Source organism: Gemmatimonadaceae bacterium, assembly GCA_020851035.1.
GTDB lineage: Bacteria > Gemmatimonadota > Gemmatimonadetes > Gemmatimonadales > Gemmatimonadaceae > JACMLX01.
On record JADZDM010000025.1, the window covers coordinates 226,618 to 246,580 of the forward strand.

The following is a 19,963-nucleotide window of genomic DNA, read 5'->3' on the forward strand; positions in this document are numbered from 1 at the left end:
GCGGGGCCGCCTCCAACGCCGGCGGCGGCGAGGGCGCGTCAGCGCGGCATTCTGGCGGCGTTCATGACGGCCCGCAACTCGTGGATCGCGCCGGCGATGCCGATGAGGATGGCCCGTCCGATCAGCGCGTGACCGATGTTCAGCTCCTCGATCGGGGAGATCGCCGCCACCGGCGCCACGTTGCTGACCGACAACCCGTGGCCCGCGTGCACAGCGAGCCCGACGGCTACACCGGTCTCGGCGGCGACGGCGAGTGCCCTGAGAGCAGTCCCGTCGTCCGGGTGGTGGGCGTAGCGCCCGGTATGGAGCTCGACGGCGGTCGCACCGGCGTCGCGTGAGGCGCGGACGACGTCCGGGTCCGGATCGATGAAGAGGGCGGATCGGATGCCGGCGGCCTCGAGGGCGGCGATCGTACGGCGGAGGCCGGCGGGGTCGCGATGGACGTCGAGGCCCCCCTCGGTGGTGATCTCCTCGCGCCGCTCCGGGACGATGGTCACCTGCTGCGGCGCGAGGCGGAGGGCGATGGCCAGCATCTCGTCGGTGCAGGCCATCTCGAGGTTGAGGTAGGAACGGACGGTGCGCGACAGGGTCTCCACATCCGCGTCCTGGATGTGGCGCCGGTCCTCGCGCAGGTGGACCGTGATGCCGTCGGCGCCCGCGTCCTCGCACCAGCGGGCGGCCTCGACCGGGTCCGGCATGCTGCCGCGCCGCGCCTGCCGCAAGGTCGCGACATGGTCGATGTTCACATACAGCCGCTGGTAGGGTGCAGTGCGTGGTGGCTGGTCCACCCCGGGATTACCTTCGCTCGGCATGTTCAATCGGACTTATGGAGTGAAAACGTGATGCGTCGGACGATAGTGGCACTGATGCTGGTGCTGGGAGCCTGCCGCTCGGGAGGCTCGCGCACGCCGGCCGGACAGGTGGGGGCGGATGGGCCGCGGCAGGCGGTGGCCCAGTTCATGGCCTCGATCAAGGCCGAGGACATCCAGGCGACCTCGATCATCTGGGGCAGCGCCAAGGGTCCGGCCCGCGAGCTGATCTCGAATCGTGGCGACCTCGAGAAGCGAATCCTGGTCATGCAGTGCAACCTGAGCCACGACAGCTACCGTATCCTCTCCGAATTGCCGGGTGACGGGGCGAAGCGGAACCTGAAGCTCGAGGTCCGGCGCGGCCAGCTCGTGGCCCAGACCACGATGACGGCCACGCCCGGGCCCAACCAGCGGTGGTACATCGAGAACACGGACCTGGCCCCGATGCGCGGTTTCTGCACCAGCCAGCCGCTGGAGCCGCGTCGCTAGGCGGGGGATCGGCAGGGCTAGTGGCGTGTGATCGAAGTTCCGGACGCAGTCGCCGGTCGGGGCATCCCGGCTGGCGGCGTTGAACATCCTCGCAATACCGCTGGTCTTGCTGCTGTGTTCGCCTGGCCATCCAGGCGCCCCATCCGGCTGTGTGCTATCCGAACTTCGATCACACGCCACTAGTGTTCCGACAGTTCGATGAGGACGCCGGCGGTGCCGGCGGGATGGAGGAAGGCGATGCGCTTGCCCTCGGCACCCAGCCGGGGGACCTGATCGATGAGCCGGATGCCGAACGTCCGGCACCGCTCGAGCGTTGCATCGAGGTCGTCGACGGAGAAACAGATGTGGTGGATGCCGGGGCCGCGCTTCGCGACGAACTTTCCGATGGGGGAGTCGGGGCTGTCGGCCTCGAGGAGCTCCACGAGGGATTCGCCGGCGGCCACGCCGGCGATCCGGGCACCATCGGAGTCGTCGAGGGGTACCTCGGGCATGCCGAGGATGTCGCGGTAGAAGGGCAGGACCTGCTCGAGCGCCGGCACGGCAAGGCCGATGTGGGCGATACGGGTGCCGCGTGGTGCGGTATCTGTCATGATGATGAGAACTCTAGCGGGGCGGCTGCGCGATCGGTCGCCCACGACAGGTGAGAGACATGGCGAACGTGACGGCCGTCACCGACGGCGATTTCCAGAACGAGGTGCTCGACCATCAGGGCCTGGCGGTCGTGGACTTCTGGGCGGTCTGGTGCGGCCCCTGCCGCATGGTGGCGCCGATCCTCGACCAGCTGGCGACTGAATACGCCGGCAAGGTGAAGATCACCAAGCTGGACGTGGATGCCAACCAGAAGACGGCCGCGAGCTTCAACGTCCGTTCGATCCCGACACTGCTGTTCGTGAAGGATGGAAAGGTCGTGGACCAGGTCGTCGGCGCGATGCCGAAGGCGCAGCTCCAGACGTACTTCGAAAAGCACGTCTGACGCGCCGTCCTCCGGGACGGTCCACGCCGCGCTGCCGTTCCCCCGCGGAACGGCGGCGCGGCGTTTCAGCGTAGCCGCACCGGCCGGAACACCGTCACGGGCGACCCCTCCGCCACGAAGGCCGAGTGCGGTGTGCCCGACAGCACCGCGGCGAACTCCGGCCCGTAGGTGCCGGTGAGGTCGCCGGCCAGTTCCACCGAATCGGCGGCCCAGACCCGCCACGGTGCGTGCGCCACCTGGTACTCCACGGTGCCGCCATCCCGCTGGCGGGTGTATCCCCAGTAGTGCTCGGTGATGAACTCGGCATCGGACCCGGGTTCGAGTGGTGCGCACGGTCCGCGTGTGCGCGCGGCAACGTGGGTCCACCGTGGCCCCACGCGCCACTCGTAGCGGAGCTGCCGCGACCCGTCTCCGCCGGTGATCGCGTGACGCATCGGCAGCGCGCGGTACGGCTCGTTGTACGCGAGGCGGGCGGTCCACGCGATGGCGCGACGCGGCACCAGCTCGCTCACGAACACGACGGCGCGTCGCACGCCGGTGGGCGTCTCGCGCCGCACGTAGAAGCGCAGGTTGACCTCGTCGAACGTGCGGTGAAACGGCACCGGGACGCCGAGCAGCCGCGTGTCCACGAAGCGGAAGCCGACCACGCTCACGAGTGCATCGCCCCGCCAGGGGTCGAGCGTCGTGCCACGTGGCACGTGGGGAAGGAGGAGGGCGGGATCGACCGCGTAGTTCACCATCAGGAGGTCGCGCCACTGCGCCGTGAGGAAGGCTCGCATCCGGTGCGAAGCCTGTGCGCCCGCGCCCCGTTCCCCGCGCGGCGGTGCCAGCGGTGCAGCGCCACGCACCGCCGCGGTGCCACGTAGCTCTGCGCAGGTGCATCTTGTGAGTCCATGACCGGCACGCTCTTCATCGTCGCAACACCCATCGGCAACCGCGCCGACCTCACGCCGCGGGCGATATCGGTCCTGCAGGCGGCGACGCTGATCGTGGCCGAGGACACGAGGCACAGCGCGCCGCTCCTGGCGTGGGCCGGCGTCTCGACGCCGGTGCGCAGCTATCACGCGCACAACGAGGCGGAGCAGGCCCCGCGGCTGGTGGAACGGTTGGTGGCGGGGGACGACGTCGCGCTGATCAGCGATGCCGGGACCCCGCTCGTGTCGGACCCTGGCGCGCGGCTGGTGGACGCCGCGATCGCCGCCGGCGTGCCGGTGGTGCCTGTGCCCGGGGCCTCGGCGATCCTCGCCGCGCTCGTGGGCAGCGGGCTGCCGGCCACTGCCTTCACCTTCCTGGGGTTCCTGCCGCGGCCGGCCACGGAGCGGGCCGCGGCCGCGTCGGCGGCGCTGGCCCTTCCCCACACGGCCATACTCTACGAGGCCCCGCCCCGCGTCGGCGACCTCCTCGCCACGCTCGCCGCCGCCGGCGGCGGGGCGCGACGGGCGGTCGTGGCGCGGGAGCTCACCAAGCTCCACGAGGAGTTCCGTCGCGGAACGGTGTCGGAACTCGCTGCGTACTACGAAGCGACCCCACCACGGGGTGAGGTCGTCGTGCTGATCGATGGGGCGCCCCCCGTGGTGCCGGACCAGGAGGGTGCCGCCCGGCGCGCACAGTCACTGCGGGCCGGTGGCCAGTCGGTCCGTGACACCGTCCGTCACCTGCAGGAGGAGTTCGGCGTGTCGCGAAACGAGGCCTACAGGCTGGCGCAGGACGCATGAGGCGGGCCCTGTCGTTCGGCGGCGTGGTGATGGCGGCGCTGCTCGCCGGTGTGCTCGCGCGTGGCCCTGCGGCCGCGCACGCCGCGAAGGCGCCGGATGTCGGTGCGCGTGTCCGCATCGCCCGGGTGCACTACGAGGGGGGCGGGGACTGGTACGCCAACGCGTCGAGCCTGAAGAACCTGATCCGGGCCGTGGCCGAGCGGACCTCGCTGCCGATCGACCGCGAGGAGCACGTCGTCACCTTCCGCGACCCGCAACTGGCCGACTACCAGTTCCTGCACGTCACCGGGCACGGCACGATGACGATGCAGCCCGACGAGGTGACGCGCCTGCGCGCCTACCTGCTGCGCGGCGGCTTCATGCACGTGGACGACAACTATGGGCTCGACAGCAGCTTCCGCATCGTGGTGCGGCAGCTCTTCCCCGACCGCCCGCTGGTGGACGTGCCGCTGAACCACCCGATCTACCGGCTGGTGTACCCGTTCCCGCGGGGCGTCCCGAAGATCCACGAACATGACGCGAAGCCCGCGCGCGGCATGGGCATCTTCATCGGTGACCGGCTGGCGCTCTACTACACGTACCAGACGGACCTCGGGAACGGCTGGGAGGACGTGGGGACCTATCCCACCGATCCGCCGGAACTGCACGAACAGGCCCTTCGCATGGGCGTGAACCTCGTCACCTACGCCGTCACCAGCCGCCTGCAGCCATGACCGCCCCCCCGATGCCGCAGGGCGCCCTCGGCCAGCTCGAGGCGATCGTCCGCGACGAACGCAGCGCGCGGCTCGCCCTCGCCAGCCAGACGCGTCTCGCCACCACGGTGCTGCCGTTGCTCGCGGCCGGAACCGTGGGCGTGGCGGTGCTGGGCAGCGGTCGGTGGCTGGAGCTGCCCCGCGTGCTGCCGTTCGTGTTCTGGGCGGCGGGCATCGGTGCGGCGGTGTGGGCGTGGCGCCTGCGTCGCGCCGAGGACGGTCGCGTGACGACGGCGGATGCGGTGGCGGAGTCCATCGAGCAGGAGCAGCTTCTGCGACGGGGCGCGATTCGCGTCGCACAGGAAGTGGCGACGAGCGGCCCGCTGGGGGCGCATGCGGCGCTCAGCACCTCGCGAGCGCTGGCCGGCACGACGCTGCCGCGCGCGCCGCAGGCGTTCGGCGCATTGCGCGCGGTGCGGCAGCGCGCCGTGCTCTGGGCTGGCGCCGCGCTGCTGGCGCTGGTCGCCGCCGGGTTCACGTGGACCGACGGCGCCGAGGCGCTCGGCAACCCGGTCGGCGCGTGGAACGGCACGCTGCTGCCAGAGTTGGTCCTCGACGCGCCGGTGGTGGCGTTGCGCGGGAGTGCGCCGTCGATCCGCGTGACGGGGCGCGGGCGTGCGGCGGTGGCGGTGGCGATGCAGAAGAGCGATGGCACGGTGGTCACGGAGCGACTGGTGCTGCGTGACGAGGTCGGCACGCGCGTGCTGCCGGTGCTCGACGCGGACGTGGTGCTCACGGTGAGCGATGGCCGCGCCACCTCCGCGCCGCACCGCATCCGCGTGACGGACAAGCCGTACCTGGGCGACGTGGTGGCGCAGGCGAGCTATCCGGCCTATCTCGGCCGGGTGGACGAGGACGTGGCGCTGGCCGGCGTGCTGGTGCTGCCCCGCGGCACCGTGCTCACGCTGCGTGGACACGCGTCGGTGCCACTGACGACGGTGACGCTGCGGAGTGACGAGGGCGCGAGCGTGCCCCTGACGGTCAGTGGCGACGCCGTGGATGGGCGGCTGGTGGCCGAGCGCAGTGCACGCTGGACCTGGGCGGCGCAGTCGGCGACACCACTGCAGGAGCTGCCGCCCTCGTTCGCACTCGACATCCGGGCGGACTCGGCGCCGCAGGTGCAGATCGCGAGCACGAGCGACACGCTGCTGCTGGCCGGTGCGTCGGCCACGGTGACGGTGCTGGCCAGCGACGACCACGCGCTGGCGAGCGTGATGCTCACGGTGCGGTCCGGTGAGACGGTGGTGGCGCGTCGCGAGATCATGTCGGTGCGCGGCCCCGCCTTCGAGGGCAGCGTGCCGCTGGACCTGGATGCGCTGGGGCTCCGGGGTGACGACGGCGCGCTGCGGGTGGACGTGACGGCCACGGATGCGTCACCGTGGCACCAGGTGGGACGGAGCCGCACGCTCGTGTTGCGTCGTGCCGGCGTGACAGAGCGACGCGAGCAGGCGCGCGCGACGGCGGACAGCGTGGCGGCGGGTGCCTCGTCGCTGGCGCAGCAGCAGCAGCAGCTTGCGCAGCAGACGTCGGATGCCGCACGCCGCGCCCGGGCCGGGGGGGAGAACGGGCAGCCGATGTCGTTCGATGCCCGGGAGAAGGCGTCACAGATGGCGCAGCAGCAGCGTGCACTGCAGCAGCAGGCGCAGCAGCTCCAGCAGCAGGCGAAGCAGCTCGCCGACCAGCTCAAGGGGGCCGGTGCGCTGGACTCCGCCCTGGCCGGCCGCATCGCGGAGGCGCAGCGGATGATGCAGGAGGCGATGGCGCCGCAGATGATGCAGCGACTGCAGCAGCTCGAGCAGTCGGCGCAGCGGCTCGACCAGGCTGCCACGCGCCAGTCGCTGGACGACCTCGCGAAGCAGCAGCAGGCCTTGCGCGAACAGCTCGAGCGCAACGCCGAGATGCTGAAGCGTGCCGCGCTGGAGGGCAGCATGGAGACGCTGCGCGACGAGGCCCAGGACCTGTCGCGGGCGCAGCGCCAGCTGGCGGATTCATCGGGCGGCGCGACGGCGGCGCAGCGCGCGCAGCAGGCCGAGCGGCTGGCGCGGCAGAACGAGGCGCTCACGCGGCAGATCAACGACCTGACCAAGCGCCTGCGTGACAACGATGCCCAGCGCGGCGCGCAGCGCAGCGAGCAGGCGCGCCAGAACAGCGAGGCGGCGAACCGGCAGATGCAGGAGGCGGCGCGCGACCCGCAGTCGGCGCAGCAGAGCGCCCAGCGTGCCTCGCAGTCCATGCAGCAGGCCGCGGACCAGCTGGCGCAGGCGCGGCAGGAGCAGGTGAACGACTGGAAGCGGGAGACCACGTCGGAGCTGGACCAGTCGATCCAGGAGATGATGCAGCTGAGCCAGCAGGAGCGGCAGATGGCAGACGCCGCCCAGCAGCGCGCGCAGCAGCAACAGCCGCAGGGGCAGCAGGGCCAGCAGGGCCAGCAACAACAGCAACAACAGCAACAACAGCAACAACAGCAACAACAGGGGCAGCAGCAGCAGGGCCAGCAGGGGCAGCAGAACCCGCAGGGCCAGCCGCAACAGGGCCAGCAGGGCCAGCAGAACGCCCAGCAGCAGATGGCCGCTGAGCAGGCGACGGTGCAGAACGGCGTCCAGCAGGCGGCGCAGCGACTGCAGGAGGCGGCGCGGCGGTCGCAGCATGTGTCGCAGGGATCGCAGCGTGCGATGCAGGAGGCGCTGCAGCGGGCGCAGGAAGCCACGCAGCAGGCGCAGCGCGGGCAGCAGGGCCAGCAGAACGGCGAGCAATCGGCCGCCGCGATGCGGGATGCGGCCGCCGCAATGGAGCGTGCCGCGTCCAGCCTGGTGCGTGATCGCGAGCGGGCGAGCCGCGCGCGCTCGGCATCGGGACTGCCGGAGATGATGGAGGAGATGCAGCAGCTCGCCCGCCAGCAACAGCAGGTGAACGGGCAGGCGCAGGGCATGTCGATGATGCCTGGCGGCGAGTCGGGGGCCCAGGCGCAGCAGCTCGCGCAGCAGATCGCACGCCGCCAGCGGCAGATCGCGCAGCGGCTGGACGACGTGGGCACCGGCGACCAGAGTGGCCGCGCCGACGCGCTCGCGAAGGAAGCAAAGCGTCTCGCCGACGCGATGGAACGGGCCGCCAGCGATCCCGAGACGGCGGCGCGGCGTGAGCAGTTCCTGCAGCGGCTGCTGGACGCCGGTCGCACGCTGCGGCGTGAGGACCAGGAAAAGGAAGGGCCGCGCGAATCGAAGCCCGGCATCGGCACCGCGGCCTTCGCGCCGCCCGCGATCCAGGCGGTCGGCGCGCCGGCGTCGCGCGTTACGCCACCCTCGTGGGAGGAACTGCGTGGCCTGCGCGACGACGAACGCCGCGCCGTGCTGCAGTACTTCGAGCGCCTGAACAAGACCGGGGCCAAGCCGTGAGGAGGCACCCACCGGCGCGGCGGCAGGCGTGTGCCCTGGCGGTGACGATCCTGCTGCTGGCGGCGCCGGCGCGCGCGCAGGAGATGGGGACGAGCACCGCTGACTCGCTCGTGCTGCGTGCGCTGGACCTCGAGGAGAGCAAGCCCCGCGACGCCGCGGCGCTCTACCGGCGCGCCTTCGCCGGCGAGGCGATGGTGCCGGCGCTGCTTGGCCTGGAGCGGGTGTACACCAACCTCGGCATGGTGGACTCGCTGGTGCCGCTGGTGCGCCAGGCCATCCGCAGCGAGCCGCGCAACGGCGTGGTGCGCTCGGTGCAGCTGCGGACGCTCACGGCGCTGCAGCGCGACGACGACCTGACGGCGGCGTTCCGTGACTGGGTGCGCGCCGTGCCGGGTGAGGCGGCGCCGTTCAAGGAGTATGCGCGCATCCTGCTCGAGGCGGGACGCTCGGCGGCGGCCGACTCGGTGCTCCAGACGGCGTCGCGGATGGTGCGCGACCCGCGCGACTTCAGCAGCGAGCTGGCGCAGGTGGCATCGGCGCAGCGGATGTGGAACGAGGCCGCGCGCCGCTGGCGCGAGACGCTCACGCAGACGCCGCAGCTGCACCAGGCGGCCGTCTTCGCGCTGGGCACGGCGTCCTGCGCCGGCCGCGACTCGATCCGCACGGCCCTGCTGGCGGAACCCGTGTGGCTGCCGTCGCGCCGCGTGCTGGCGTCGCTGGAGCTGATCTGGGGCCGTCCGCGACAGGCGTGGCAGGCGTTCAGCGGGTTGAAGCCCGACGCCGAGGTCCTGGCGGCGTGGAAGGAGTTCGGTGAGGACGCCGACGCGCGGGCGATGCCGGTGGCGTCGCGCGAGGCGTGGGCGGCGGTGTACGCGAAGACCAGTGATGCCGCGACGGGGTTGCGTGCCGCCGATGCGGCGCTGACCAGTGGTGAGGCGTCGAGCGCGCTGCAGCTCGCGTCGTCGGCACAGGGCCGGCTGACGCCACAGCTCGGCCTGCGTGATGCCGTGCCGCTGCGGCTGCGGGCCCTGGCGGCGCTGGGCAAGGCCACCGAGGCGCTGGCGCTGGTGGATTCCGTGCGCCCGAAGGTGGTGCCGATCCAGCTGCAGCTGCTGGAGCGGGAGCTGATGTGGGCGTGGCTGCGGGTGGGCGACGCGACGCGGGCGCGGCCGTTCGTGGCGCGGCTCGACGAGGACGAGGCCACCGCGCTGCTGGCGATCTACGACGGGGACCTGGACCGGGCGCGCACGGCGCTGCGCAACGCGGACGCGTCCAACACGCTGCTGCTGCTGCCGCGTGCCCTGCTGTCGCGCACCTCGCTGCCGTCGTCACCGGCGCTGGGTGCGGCATTCGCGGCGCTGGCGCGGCGTGACACGGCGGAGGCGCTGACGCAGCTGCTGGGCACCGCGGCGGAGGTGGGTGATGCGGCGCCGCTGGTGCTCGCGATGTCGGCGCGGCTGCTCACGGCCAGCAGTGACGACGCCCGCGCGGTGCCGCTGTGGACGCGGATCGTGACGGACTATAGCACCAGCCCCGAGGCCCCCGAGGGGGACCTCGAATGGGCACGCGCGGCCATCCGGGCGCGCGACGGCACCACCGCCATCACCCGACTGGAGCACCTCCTGCTGACCTATCCGACGAGCGCGCTCGCCCCGCAGGCCCGCCGCGAACTGGACGCCGCGCGTCGACTGGCGGGGACCTCGTGACCCGTCGCTGGGGCCTCACGGCGCTGCTGGCGCTGGTCACATCCGTTCCAGCGGACGCGCAGCACCTGCTGGTGGCCATGGACGACGAGCAGCGGAACCACCTCAAGGCCTACGGCCTCACGTACGCGGCGCTGCAGCGCACGGAGAAGGCGGAGTGGCTGCTGAACTACCGTGGCGGCTCGTTCCTGCTGCTCGACACGCCGGCCACGCGGCGTCGCGCCGGGATCGACGGGGTGTCGGTGACGTCGCTGGACGACAATGCGCTGGCGGCGATCCGCACCGAGATGGCGGGTGGCAACTTCGACGCCGTGCCGCTGGAACGGGCGCCGAAGGTGGCGATCTACTCGCCGCCGAGCGCGAACCCGTGGGACGACGCGGTGACAATCGCCCTCGACTACGCGGGGATCCCGTACACGAAGGTGTGGGACCCCGAGGTGATGGCGGGTGACCTCACGAAGTACGAGTGGCTGCACCTGCACCACGAGGACTTCACGGGGCAGTACAACAAGTTCTACATCTCGTACCGCGGCAGCCCGTGGTTCATCACGCAGGTGAACCGCACGGTGGCGCAGGCGCGGCAGCTCGGGTTCAGCAATGTGCCGGCGCTGAAGAAGGCGGTGGCGGAACGGATGCGCGCGTACGTGGAGAACGGCGGCTTCCTGTTCGCGATGTGCGGGGCCACCGAGACGCTGGAGCTGGCCATCGCCGGCGCCACGGTGGACATCTCGAGCAGCTTCGCCGACGGCACGCCGATGGACGCCGACGCCGACCAGAAGATGGACTGGTCCCGTGCCTTCGCGGTGCAGAATGCGCACATCGAGCCCAGCCCGCTGATCAACAGCATGAGCGACATCGACGGGCACCAGGTGAACGTGCCGGGCCGCCGCCGGCCGCTGGGGACCTTCAGCCTGTTCGCGTTCTCGGCCAAGCTCGACCCGGTGCCGACCATGCTCACGCAGGACCATCGCTCGGTGCTGCAGGACTTCTACGGCGTGACCACGAGCTTCACCAAGACGACGCTCAAGCCGGGCACGCGGGTGCTGGCGAACGAGGATGGAATGCCGCTGGCGAAGTACATCCACGGCAGCTACGGCAAGGGTGCCTGGACCTTCCTGGGCGGGCACGATCCCGAGGACCCGCAGCACGAGGTGGGGGCCGCACCGACGGACCTGTCGCTGTACCCGTCATCGCCAGGGTACCGCCTGATCCTGAACAACGTGCTGTTCCCGGCCGCGCAGAAGAAGCCGCGCAAGACGTGAGCGGGTGAGCGGCGCCGGGGGTGATGCGGTGCTCCGGCCACTCGACGACCGCCCCCGCCGCGCGCGCATCGCGACGGGGGCGTGGTACAGCGTTCCGCCTGCGTCAGCGCCGCCTCAGCGCACGCGGCGACGGCGTGCGACCAGCCCGACGCCGGCCAGGCCCGTACCCATGAGAACCACCGAGGCCGGCTCCGGCACGACGCTCGGACTGCCAGGCCCGCCCGGCGTGAACGTGAGGCTTGCGATCTCCACGGCCATGCCGTCGGTCACGTTGTCACCCGTCCAGCGAAACTCGATGCTGTTGGCGCCGGACTGGAAGGCCGCCTCCGTCAGGGTGACGAACGATCCCCATTGCCAGATGTTGGGGCAGGGACTGCCGCCGGCGACGGCGGCGCCGTTGATGAACATCGAGACTGGACCGTTGTCCGCGGCACACCGCAGCTGCAGCGAGAATGCGTCACCGGTGGCCAGCGTGAAGAGTGACCGGATGGCGTAGCTGCCGCCGCCGCCCGTGCCGGTCGGGGTTGCGGCGATCCACGTGCCGCCCGGTGCGCCGCCGGTCCACTGCCCGGGCGGCGTGACGACGATGGAGGCGGCGTTCCAGGTCGGCGTTCCCGCCAGCGGGTTGGTGGAGACCTGCCAGCGGGAATCGAGCCCGCCGGCCTGGCTCGCGCCGGTGCTCACGAGCAACTGTGCGTCAGCCGCATGCGGCATCGTGACGGCCAGTCCCGCGACCACAATCCTGCGGAAAAGCGACTTCATCGTGCACACTCCATTCGAGAGGGTGAGGGATCCCCGCGCGCGGCGTGGTGCCGGGCAGTCGGGGAACGCAGGCCGGCACCGTGGCGAGTGACGGTCCTGTCATCATCCACGCGCAGGAGCGAGCAGAATCGTCTCATCCGCCATGTCCACCCGTCCCGGCAGCGGGGGACGCGCCCGAACACGCCCGAAAGTGCGTACATTCCCGCGATGACGCGCCGAGTCAGGGCCGCACGGGCGGAGGAGACACTGCCGGACTTCCGCATCGCCGCGGCCGCTGCCGGGGCGATGCGCGTCGCCATCCGGCTGGCCGGTGGCCGCGAGGTGTGCTTCGTGTGCGCGGTGGATGGCGACGGCATGCTGGTCTCGGCCCGGGCCGTGGCGCGTGGCACCGCGGCGCAGGTGCTGGCGCTTCCGAACGTCGCGCAGCGCGGTGAGATGCTGGTGCACAACCATCCCTCGGGATGGCTCGAGCCCAGCGACGCCGACCTGCACATCGCGGCCCGCCTGCACGACGACGGCATCGGCTTCGGCATCTGCGACAACGACGTCACCGACCTGTACGTCGTGACTGAGGTGCCACGGGTGGCACCCCGGGTAGTGGTGCCGGGCGCGGTGATGGAGAAAGACTTCAGCGCCGACGGTCCACTGGCGAAGGGGTTCGCCGCGTACGAGGCCCGCGACGGGCAGCGCGACATGGCCACCACCATCGCCCGGACGTATGCCGATGGTGGCGTGGCGTTGCTGGAGGCGGGCACCGGCGTCGGCAAGTCGATGGCGTACCTGGTGCCGGCGCTGCGCTGGGCGGCGGCCAACAAAGAGCGCACGGTCGTCAGCACCAACACCATCACGCTGCAGGAGCAACTCGTCGGCAAGGACCTGCCGCTGCTGGCCGACCTGCTCAGCGACCAGCCGGTGCGGTTCGCGTTGCTGAAGGGCTGGCGGAACTATCTCTGCCTCTCGCGCCTGGTTCAGGCGGAGGCGGGGAGTGCCTCGCTGTTCGAGGCACCGCAGCGCGAGGAACTCGCCATGCTCTCGGCGTGGGCGCGCGTCACCGCGGACGGGTCGGTGAGCGACCTGCCCACGCCACCGCGCCCGGACGTGTGGGACGAGGTGGCCGCGGAGGGCGACCTCTGCACGCGGCTCAAGTGCCCGCACTTCGACACCTGCTTCGTGTTCAAGGCGCGCCGGGCCGCGGCCACCGCCGACGTGGTGGTGGTGAACCACTCGCTGCTGCTCGCCGACGTGGCCGTGCGCCGCCAGTCGCAGAACTGGGCCGAGGCGGCGGTGCTGCCGGCCTATTCGCACCTCGTGGTGGACGAGGGGCACCACCTGGAGGATGCCGCCGCGAACCACCTCGGCAGCAGCGTGTCGAACCGCGCGATCACCAAGCTGCTGAACCGGCTCGAGCGACGCGGCGGCCGCGAGCCGAAGGGGCTGCTGCCCACGCTCGAGACGCGCCTCATGGCGCGCGGTGACCTGCTCAGCGTGGCGAGCCTCGACCTGTTGCGCGCGCGCCTGCGCCCCGCGGTGGAGGTGGCACGCGGCGATGCCGGCATGCTGTTCGACCGGGTGGCCCTCTGGATGCAGGAAGGGAAGGTGGCCACAGTGCGGCTGACACCGGCGCTGCATGGCGAGGCGGTGTGGCGCGACGGGCTGGCCATCGCCCTCGGCAACCTCGTGAACGCGCTCGAGACCATCGGCGAGAACCTGCGGCTGATCCGCGAACGCCTCGAGACCGAGGATGAACGTGACGATGCGCTGCTGCAGCTGCTCGCCGAGCTGCGCGCGGTCGGGTCGCGGACGGCGGCGCAGCGTGACGCCCTGCGTGCCACGCTCGATCCCACCGACGGTGCGCCAGGCTACGTGCGATGGGCCGAGCTGCGCGGCAACAGCGCGATGTTCACGGCGCGGGGCACCCTGGCCTCGCCCACGGTGCTGCTCTACAGCGTCCCGCTGGATCTCGCGCCGATCCTGCGCGAGGACCTGTTCGGCCGGCTGAGCAGCACCGTCGTGACCAGCGCCACGCTCACCGCCGACGCGAACTTCGGGTTCCTGATGGGGCGGCTCGGGCTGTCCGACACCGATGCGCACGTCGAGACGGCGCTGTTCCCGTCACCGTTCGACTATCGCGCCAACGCGCTGCTGGTGGTGCCGAGTGACACGCCGGCGCCGAACGTGGACCCGGCGGGGCACCAGCGGGCTGTGGTGACGCACGTGCTGGACGTGGCGGAGGCGAGTGACGGTGGGCTGTTCGTGCTCGCGACGAGCCATCGGGACGTGAAGTCGCTGGCGAACGCGCTGCGTGAGGCGTGCATCGCCAACGGCTGGCCGCTGCTGGTGCACGGTGAGGACGGTCGCGACACGCAGCTCCGCCGCTTCCGGGAATCGGGACGGGCGATCCTCATCGGCACCGCGACGTTCTGGGAGGGGGTGGATGTGCCCGGCCATGCACTGCGCGGGCTGGTCATCACGAAGCTGCCGTTCCGCGTGCCCACCGAGCCGATGGTGGCGGCGCAGTGCGAGGCGATCGAGTCGCGCGGCGGCGATCCCTTCATGGAGTACATGCTGCCGCACGCCACGCTGCGCCTGAAGCAGGGCGTCGGTCGCCTCATCCGCACCGCGAGTGACCGTGGCGTGATCGTGCTGGACGACGTGCGTGTCGTGACGAAGCGGTACGGGCGCGGGGTGCTGGACGCACTGCCGCCGGCGCGGCGGGTGCTGGCGCCGTGGGCCGAGGCGGAGCGGAGCATCGCCGCGTTCTATGCCGTTCCTCCCGCCGCCGTCGGCAGTACCTGAGCCTCCGCCGCCCACCCTCCTGTCCCAGAGTTGCCCATGTCCCTCGAGCGCCCCGGCAAGATCGTCTGCGTCGGCCGCAACTATCGCGAGCATGCGAAGGAACTCGGCAATGCCGTGCCGTCGCAGCCGCTGCTGTTCCTGAAGCCGTCCTCGTCGATCATCCACTCCGGCGAGGCGATCGTGTCGCCGGCGCTCTCCCGCCAGGTCGAGCACGAGGGCGAGATCGGCGTCGTCATCGGCCGTCCCATCAGGCGGGCCACCGAGGCTCAGGCGCTGGCCGCGGTGCGCGGGATCGTCGCCCTGAACGACGTCACCGCCCGCGACATCCAGAAGTCCGACCCCCAATGGACCCGCGGCAAGGGGTTCGACACCTTCTGCCCGATCGGCCCGGAATGGGCCGGCATCCCCGATTTCGCCGCCCTCGAGGTGGTCTGCCGGGTCAACGGTGTCGTCCGCCAGCGGGGCACCGGGGCCGAGATGGTGTTTTCCGTGCCGGTGCTGCTGGCCTACATTTCCCAGGTCATGACGCTGGAGCCGGGGGACATCGTGGCCACCGGCACGCCGGCGGGTGTGGGCCCGCTCGCGCCCGGGGATGTGGTGGAGGTCGAAGTGGTCGGACTGAGCACCGTGTCAAACCCTGTCGTCGCCGAAAGCTGATGCCTCCCCGCTCGCGCCGGTTCGAGTCGCTCCCCGAGTACCCGCTGGCCCTGATTCCGATCAGGAAGCGGGAACTGCTGGCGCGTGGCGTGGACGTGATCGACCTCGGTGCCGGCGATGCCGACCTCGCGCCGCCCGCCGCGGCGGTGCAGGCGCTGGCCGACGCCTCGCGCGTGCCCGCGATGAACCGCTACGGCTTCGGACTCGGCAACCCGGCCTATCGTGACGCGATCAGCGGGTGGATGGAGCGCCGGTTCGGCGTGCGGTTCAACCCCACCACCGAGATCGTGCCGTTGCTCGGGAGCAAGGAGGGGCTGTCGCACCTGGCACTCGGCTACGTGGACCGCGGTGACGTCACCATCATCCCCGAGCCCGGCTACAGCCCGTACACCGGCGGCACGCTGCTCAGCGATGGCGAGCCGTACAAGGTGGCGTTGCGTCCGGAGAACGACTTCCTGGTGGACCTGGACGCCATCCCGGCCGACGTGCTGCGGCGCGCGCGACTGCTCTACCTGAACTACCCGAACAATCCCACCGCCGCGATTGCGCCGCCGGACTACCTGTCGCGGGTGGTGGCGCGGTGCCGCGAGCTGGACCTGCTGCTGGTGTACGACAACGCGTACTCCGAGATGGGGTTCGACGGCTACGTGCCGCCGAGCATCTTCGAGACGGATGGTGCCCGCGACGTGGCGATCGAGTTCCACTCGCTCTCGAAGACGTACAACATGACCGGCTGGCGGTGCGGCTGGGCATGCGGGCGTCCCGATGTCATGGCGACCCTGGCCAAGATCAAGAGCTACGTGGACACCGGGCACTTCATGGCCGTGCAGCAGGCCGGTGCGGCGGCGATCGGGAGCTGGGCCGACTTCGTGCCGGGGAACACCGCGGTGTTCCAGGCGCGCCGGGACGCGGCGGTGGAGGCGTTCCGCGCGGCCGGGTTCGCCTGCGCGGTGCCGCAGGCCACGATGTACCTCTGGATCCCGCTGCCGGAGGGCATCCCGTCGGAACGTTTCGCGGAGCGGCTGCTGGAGGACGAGGGCGTGGTGGTGATGCCGGGAACCGGATTCGGTCCGGGGGGTGAAGGATTCTACCGCATCAGCTTCATCACCACGCCGGACCGGCTTCGCGAGGCGGCGGTGCGGGCTGGTCGCGTGCTCGCCTCCTTCGCTGCCCCCGTCGCATGATCTTCTCCCGTCGCCCCCCCGAGCAGCGTTCGCCCGGCGCGATCGCCATCTCGGTCGCGCTGCACCTCGTGCTGGGGGTGGGGCTGCTGCGGGTGGTGCTCGGCCACAACGGCATCGCCGAGTGGCTGGTGGGCCCCGAGGGGCGGGCGCAGAGCGAGAGGGTGGTGGTGGTGGCCGTGACGCCGCCGCGAGGAAACTCGGCAGCGGGCGGGGCCGCGGAGAGCGCGACCATCCGGCCCAGCGTCTCGCGTGCTCCCGGGCCGCTGGTGGCCCCATCGGCCGCGCCGACCGCGGCGCCAGATGCCGCCGGAGGCCGCGGCGGGGCGGGGGGAGGCACCGGCAACGGCTATGGCCGCGGCACCGGGTCCGGCGTTGCCCGGGGCATCGTGCCCGGGTACGACCCTCGCCTCTATCCGGGCTCGCCGGAAGCGCCGCCGCGCGAGGCGCTGACGCCGAAGGAGCGCCTGGACAGCGTGATCGCCGAGCGGTTCGCGCAGTACGAGGACAGCCTTGCCAACGCGCCGCAGAGCAATGTGACGCAGGACGGGCGTGCCGACCTCACGTTCAAGCGTGGCGGGCGGACCTACGGCTGGACGCGGAAGGGCATCGTGCTCGGCAAGTACACGCTGCCTGCGCCGCTGCTGGCGCTGCTGCCACTCAACAACATCGGTGGCAACCCGTCAGCGCTGATGCGTGGCGAGTTCCCGACGCAGATGCGGAACCAGATCCAGGCCGGTGCCCAGGTGGCACTGAACGCCGAGACGTTCAACGAGCGGGTGAAGCGCATCCGCGAGCGCCGTGACCGCGAGCGTCGCGAGGCGCGCGAGGGGCAACCGTCCGTGCAGCAGCCGATCCAGCAGCCGATCCAGCAGGCGGCACCACCGCAGCCGGATCGCTGATCAGGCGGCGGCTTCGGCGTCGGGGCCCTCGGCCTCGACCTGCAACTGCGCGCGGAAGATCCCGCTGACCACGCCCAGCACCGTGTGCGTGTCGCCCGCAGCGACGGTGATTGCCGGTGCCGCATCGCCCATCGCCACCAGCACCGTCTCCGCCCCGCGCTGTTCGACGGTGCGCACAGTGGCCTCATCGCCGATGCGCACGGCCACCAGGTCGCCGTCGAGGGCGGCGTAGTCGGGGTTCACGAGGACGGTGTCGTCGCGGCGGATGCCGCACCGCAGCATGCCATCGTCCACGACGCGCACGAAGAAGGCGTTGTCGCCCGGCACGAGGCGGCGGTCCACGACGATCGCGTCGCTGCGGAGTTCGGGCGTGATGGCCGGGCCGGCGGCGGAGACGCGGGCGTAGAACGGGACGGTGCGGGTGGCGCCGGCCTGTGCGCCGAGGATGCGCAGCCCTCGCGAGCGGGCCTGGTTGCGCTGGATGTAGCCCTTCCGGGCCAGGCTGCCGAGCACGTCGGACACCGTCTTGGTCGACTTGATGTCGAACTCGCGGCCGATCTCGCGGATGCTCGGCTGGTAGCTGTTGGCTGCGAGGAACTCGATGAGGTACTGGTAGACCTTCTCTTCGACCGGCGTCAGAACGTCACTCATGGGGCTCCCCTGCGATCCGGTGCGCAGGGAGCCCGGAGGTGGGCCCTACGCCGTCGTCGCCAGCATGTCCAGCGTGCGCGCGAGACGCTCGAGGCACCGGTCGCGGCCGATCAGCGTGAGGACATCGAAGATGCCGGGGCTGACGGAGAGTCCGGTGACGGCGACGCGCAGCGGGGTGAAGATCCTTCCCGCGGCGAGTCCCCGCGATTCCGCGAGTGTTCGCAGGGCCGGCTCGAGCGCCTCCGCCGTCCAGGCCGGAGCGTTCACGAGTGCGTCCCGTGTCGCGGAGAGAATGTCGGCACTCTGTGCCCGATCCTTCAGCAGGGCCTTGGCGACGGCCTCGGCGTCGTACTCGACCTCGTCCAGGAGATACGGTCGTGCCTGTTTCACGATCTCCTCGACCGTGCGGGCGCGGACGCGGAGCTGGTCCACCAGGTGCGCGGTCCAGGCCGGGTCGGCCGCGAGGCGTTCCGGGGTCGCGACCTCGTGCCGGACGAGGGCGTCGGTCACGCGGGGCAGCACTTCCTCGAGCGGGCGCCGGGAGAGGTGCTGGCCGTTCATCCACTCGAGCTTCTGGGTGTCGAAGATCGCCGCCTTCTTGTGCAGGCGGTCGAGCGTGAAGTGCTGGAGCATCTCATCCGGCATCATCACCTCGAGGTCGTCGCCCGGGCTCCAGCCCAGCAGCGCGAGGAAGTTCGCCATCGCGGTGGGGAGGATGCCCTTGTACTCCCAGTCGCCCACGGCGGCGGCATCGCGCCGCTTGCTGAGCTTCTTGCCGTCGGTGCCGTGGATCATGGGGACGTGTGCGAACTGCGGCAGTGCGGCGCCGAGCGCGTGATAGAGCAGGATCTGCTTCGGTGTGTTGGAGATGTGGTCATCGCCGCGCATCACGATCGTGATGCCCATCGCGATGTCGTCGGAGACGACGGCGAGGTTGTAGATCGGCGTGCCGTCGGAGCGGAGGATGATGAAGTCCTCGATCTCCTTGTTCTCGAACGCAATGCGGCCGTGGACGATGTCTTCCCAGGCGGTGGTGCCGTCGGGGACACGGAAGCGGATGGTGTAGGGCTCACCGGCGGCGAGCTTCTGCGCGATCTCGGCGTCGGACCACTGGGCGAGGCGCCGGTCGAAGCGGAACGGCTCCTTGCGGCTGTCGGCCTCGGCGCGAAGGGCCTCGAGCTGGGCGACGGTGGTGAAGTCGCGGTAGGCGGTGCCGTTGGCAACGAGGCGCTCGGCGTCGGCCTTGTGTCGCTCCACGTTGGCGCCCTGGTAGACGACGTCCTCGTCCCAGTCGAGGCCGAGCCACTCGAGGCCGCGGAAGATGGCGGCGGTGCTCTCCTCGGTGCTGCGGGCCTTGTCGGTGTCCTCGATGCGGAGGAGGAACTTGCCGCCGGTCTTCCGCGCCCAGAGCCAGTTGAACAGCGCCGTCCGGGCGCCGCCGACGTGGAGGTAGCCGGTGGGGGAGGGGGCGAAGCGGAGGCGGGGCGCGGTCATGCAGGACTCGGCGGCGGGGGGCGCTCATCTGGGGGCCATATGAAAACGGGCCCACCGACAGATGATGGGCCCGTTGGCACGGAGCGAGAGGGATTCGAACCCTCGATAGCAGTTTCCCACTATGCCGGTTTAGCAAACCGGTGCCTTCAGCCTCTCGGCCATCGCTCCAACAGCCCCCAAACGTACCCTCGTCCGTGGGGCGGCACAACGTCCCGGCCGGCTTTCGGGCGGTTCCGGGGCCGGCCGGGCGGGGAGCGCCTGTCGGGGGCCATCATCGATGCCGTGCCTGCATCCTGAACGGCTGCAACGCAAAGACGCGAAGGACGCAAAGCGTCCGGCGCATGCGGCCGCCTTCCACGCGGAGCGGGGCATCGCATAGCTGTTGGAACTGCAACCGCAACCGCTGTTCCCCTCGAATGCGATGC

At 71.3% G+C, this 19,963-nt stretch carries 17 protein-coding genes and 1 tRNA gene; 11 read left to right on the forward strand and 7 right to left on the reverse strand.

Annotated elements, in window-relative coordinates; genetic code table 11:
• Positions 1-38: 38 nt before the first annotated feature.
• Positions 39-812 carry a pyridoxine 5'-phosphate synthase gene (locus tag IT355_18330; protein ID MCC7055237.1) on the reverse strand — a complete coding sequence of 258 codons (774 nt, stop codon included), beginning with the start codon at positions 810-812 and terminating at the stop codon, positions 39-41.
• 30 nt (positions 813-842) lie between these two features.
• Here IT355_18330 and IT355_18335 point away from each other — a divergent pair, with 30 nt between their 5' ends.
• Positions 843-1,298: a hypothetical protein gene (locus IT355_18335; GenBank protein ID MCC7055238.1), complete on the forward strand. Its 456-nt coding sequence runs from the start codon at positions 843-845 to the stop codon at positions 1,296-1,298.
• Positions 1,299-1,477: 179 nt separating this feature from the next.
• Here the strand turns inward: IT355_18335 and mce are convergent, their stop codons facing one another.
• Positions 1,478-1,888 carry a methylmalonyl-CoA epimerase gene (gene mce / locus IT355_18340; protein MCC7055239.1) on the reverse strand — a complete coding sequence of 137 codons (411 nt, stop codon included), beginning with the start codon at positions 1,886-1,888 and terminating at the stop codon, positions 1,478-1,480.
• A gap of 59 nt (positions 1,889-1,947) precedes the next feature.
• Between mce and trxA the strand changes: the two genes are divergently transcribed.
• Positions 1,948-2,271 carry a thioredoxin gene (gene trxA, locus IT355_18345; protein ID MCC7055240.1) on the forward strand — a complete coding sequence of 108 codons (324 nt, stop codon included), beginning with the start codon at positions 1,948-1,950 and terminating at the stop codon, positions 2,269-2,271.
• Positions 2,272-2,336: 65 nt separating this feature from the next.
• On the opposite strand, the gene IT355_18350 is transcribed toward trxA, so the two are convergent.
• Positions 2,337-3,050, reverse strand: coding sequence for a DUF2071 domain-containing protein (locus IT355_18350; GenBank protein MCC7055241.1), 714 nt, complete (start codon positions 3,048-3,050; stop codon positions 2,337-2,339).
• Between the two features lie 114 nt (positions 3,051-3,164).
• Here IT355_18350 and rsmI point away from each other — a divergent pair, with 114 nt between their 5' ends.
• From rsmI to IT355_18375, 5 genes are read left to right on the forward strand one after another with little or no spacing between them, the layout of a single operon-like run.
• Positions 3,165-3,986, forward strand: a complete 822-nt coding sequence (gene rsmI, locus IT355_18355) for a 16S rRNA (cytidine(1402)-2'-O)-methyltransferase (protein ID MCC7055242.1) — start codon at positions 3,165-3,167, stop codon at positions 3,984-3,986.
• On the forward strand, positions 3,983-4,699 hold the full coding sequence (locus tag IT355_18360) for a DUF4159 domain-containing protein (GenBank protein MCC7055243.1): 717 nt from the start codon (positions 3,983-3,985) through the stop codon (positions 4,697-4,699). The genes rsmI and IT355_18360 overlap by 4 nt, the downstream gene beginning before the upstream one ends.
• The gene (locus IT355_18365; GenBank protein ID MCC7055244.1) at positions 4,696-8,130 is read left to right on the forward strand and encodes a hypothetical protein; all 3,435 of its coding nucleotides are present in this window, start codon (positions 4,696-4,698) and stop codon (positions 8,128-8,130) included. The genes IT355_18360 and IT355_18365 overlap by 4 nt, the downstream gene beginning before the upstream one ends.
• Positions 8,127-9,836 carry a hypothetical protein gene (locus tag IT355_18370; protein ID MCC7055245.1) on the forward strand — a complete coding sequence of 570 codons (1,710 nt, stop codon included), beginning with the start codon at positions 8,127-8,129 and terminating at the stop codon, positions 9,834-9,836. The genes IT355_18365 and IT355_18370 overlap by 4 nt, the downstream gene beginning before the upstream one ends.
• Complete coding sequence (locus IT355_18375; protein MCC7055246.1) at positions 9,833-11,095, forward strand: hypothetical protein; 1,263 nt, start codon at positions 9,833-9,835, stop codon at positions 11,093-11,095. The genes IT355_18370 and IT355_18375 overlap by 4 nt, the downstream gene beginning before the upstream one ends.
• 114 nt (positions 11,096-11,209) lie before the next feature.
• Here IT355_18375 and IT355_18380 read toward each other — a convergent pair whose 3' ends face one another.
• Positions 11,210-11,857: a VPLPA-CTERM sorting domain-containing protein gene (locus IT355_18380; protein ID MCC7055247.1), complete on the reverse strand. Its 648-nt coding sequence runs from the start codon at positions 11,855-11,857 to the stop codon at positions 11,210-11,212.
• A 207-nt stretch (positions 11,858-12,064) separates the two neighbouring features.
• On the opposite strand from IT355_18380, the gene IT355_18385 reads away from it, so the two are divergent.
• The 4 genes from IT355_18385 to IT355_18400 are packed head-to-tail and all read left to right on the forward strand — an operon-like array spanning position 12,065 to position 17,393.
• Complete coding sequence (locus tag IT355_18385; GenBank protein ID MCC7055248.1) at positions 12,065-14,653, forward strand: hypothetical protein; 2,589 nt, start codon at positions 12,065-12,067, stop codon at positions 14,651-14,653.
• A 36-nt stretch (positions 14,654-14,689) separates the two neighbouring features.
• Positions 14,690-15,310, forward strand: a complete 621-nt coding sequence (locus IT355_18390; GenBank protein ID MCC7055249.1) for a fumarylacetoacetate hydrolase family protein — start codon at positions 14,690-14,692, stop codon at positions 15,308-15,310.
• A complete protein-coding gene (locus tag IT355_18395) occupies positions 15,310-16,494 on the forward strand; it encodes an aminotransferase class I/II-fold pyridoxal phosphate-dependent enzyme (protein ID MCC7055250.1) in 1,185 nt (394 codons plus the stop codon). The genes IT355_18390 and IT355_18395 overlap by 1 nt, the downstream gene beginning before the upstream one ends.
• Positions 16,491-17,393: a hypothetical protein gene (locus tag IT355_18400; protein MCC7055251.1), complete on the forward strand. Its 903-nt coding sequence runs from the start codon at positions 16,491-16,493 to the stop codon at positions 17,391-17,393. The genes IT355_18395 and IT355_18400 overlap by 4 nt, the downstream gene beginning before the upstream one ends.
• Here the strand turns inward: IT355_18400 and lexA are convergent, their stop codons facing one another.
• From lexA to IT355_18415, 3 genes are all read right to left on the reverse strand, one after another.
• The gene (lexA, locus tag IT355_18405) at positions 17,394-18,044 is read right to left on the reverse strand and encodes a repressor LexA (GenBank protein MCC7055252.1); all 651 of its coding nucleotides are present in this window, start codon (positions 18,042-18,044) and stop codon (positions 17,394-17,396) included.
• Positions 18,045-18,089: 45 nt separating this feature from the next.
• Complete coding sequence (locus tag IT355_18410) at positions 18,090-19,538, reverse strand: glutamate--tRNA ligase (GenBank protein ID MCC7055253.1); 1,449 nt, start codon at positions 19,536-19,538, stop codon at positions 18,090-18,092.
• Positions 19,539-19,617: 79 nt separating this feature from the next.
• Positions 19,618-19,706, reverse strand: a tRNA-Ser gene (locus tag IT355_18415).
• Positions 19,707-19,963 lie beyond the last annotated feature (257 nt).

Excerpts from the sequence above, each read along its gene's own strand:
- IT355_18330 (MCC7055237.1), bottom strand. The coding sequence starts at position 812 with ATGCCGAGCGAAGGTAATCCCGGGGTGGACCAGCCACCACGCACTGCA.
- IT355_18335 (MCC7055238.1), top strand. The coding sequence starts at position 843 with ATGCGTCGGACGATAGTGGCACTGATGCTGGTGCTGGGAGCCTGCCGC.
- mce (MCC7055239.1), bottom strand. The coding sequence starts at position 1,888 with ATGACAGATACCGCACCACGCGGCACCCGTATCGCCCACATCGGCCTT.
- trxA (MCC7055240.1), top strand. The coding sequence starts at position 1,948 with ATGGCGAACGTGACGGCCGTCACCGACGGCGATTTCCAGAACGAGGTG.
- IT355_18350 (MCC7055241.1), bottom strand. The coding sequence starts at position 3,050 with ATGCGAGCCTTCCTCACGGCGCAGTGGCGCGACCTCCTGATGGTGAAC.
- rsmI (MCC7055242.1), top strand. The coding sequence starts at position 3,165 with ATGACCGGCACGCTCTTCATCGTCGCAACACCCATCGGCAACCGCGCC.
- IT355_18360 (MCC7055243.1), top strand. The coding sequence starts at position 3,983 with ATGAGGCGGGCCCTGTCGTTCGGCGGCGTGGTGATGGCGGCGCTGCTC.
- IT355_18365 (MCC7055244.1), top strand. The coding sequence starts at position 4,696 with ATGACCGCCCCCCCGATGCCGCAGGGCGCCCTCGGCCAGCTCGAGGCG.
- IT355_18380 (MCC7055247.1), bottom strand. The coding sequence starts at position 11,857 with ATGAAGTCGCTTTTCCGCAGGATTGTGGTCGCGGGACTGGCCGTCACG.
- IT355_18385 (MCC7055248.1), top strand. The coding sequence starts at position 12,065 with ATGACGCGCCGAGTCAGGGCCGCACGGGCGGAGGAGACACTGCCGGAC.
- IT355_18390 (MCC7055249.1), top strand. The coding sequence starts at position 14,690 with ATGTCCCTCGAGCGCCCCGGCAAGATCGTCTGCGTCGGCCGCAACTAT.
- IT355_18395 (MCC7055250.1), top strand. The coding sequence starts at position 15,310 with ATGCCTCCCCGCTCGCGCCGGTTCGAGTCGCTCCCCGAGTACCCGCTG.
- IT355_18400 (MCC7055251.1), top strand. The coding sequence starts at position 16,491 with ATGATCTTCTCCCGTCGCCCCCCCGAGCAGCGTTCGCCCGGCGCGATC.
- lexA (MCC7055252.1), bottom strand. The coding sequence starts at position 18,044 with ATGAGTGACGTTCTGACGCCGGTCGAAGAGAAGGTCTACCAGTACCTC.
- IT355_18410 (MCC7055253.1), bottom strand. The coding sequence starts at position 19,538 with ATGACCGCGCCCCGCCTCCGCTTCGCCCCCTCCCCCACCGGCTACCTC.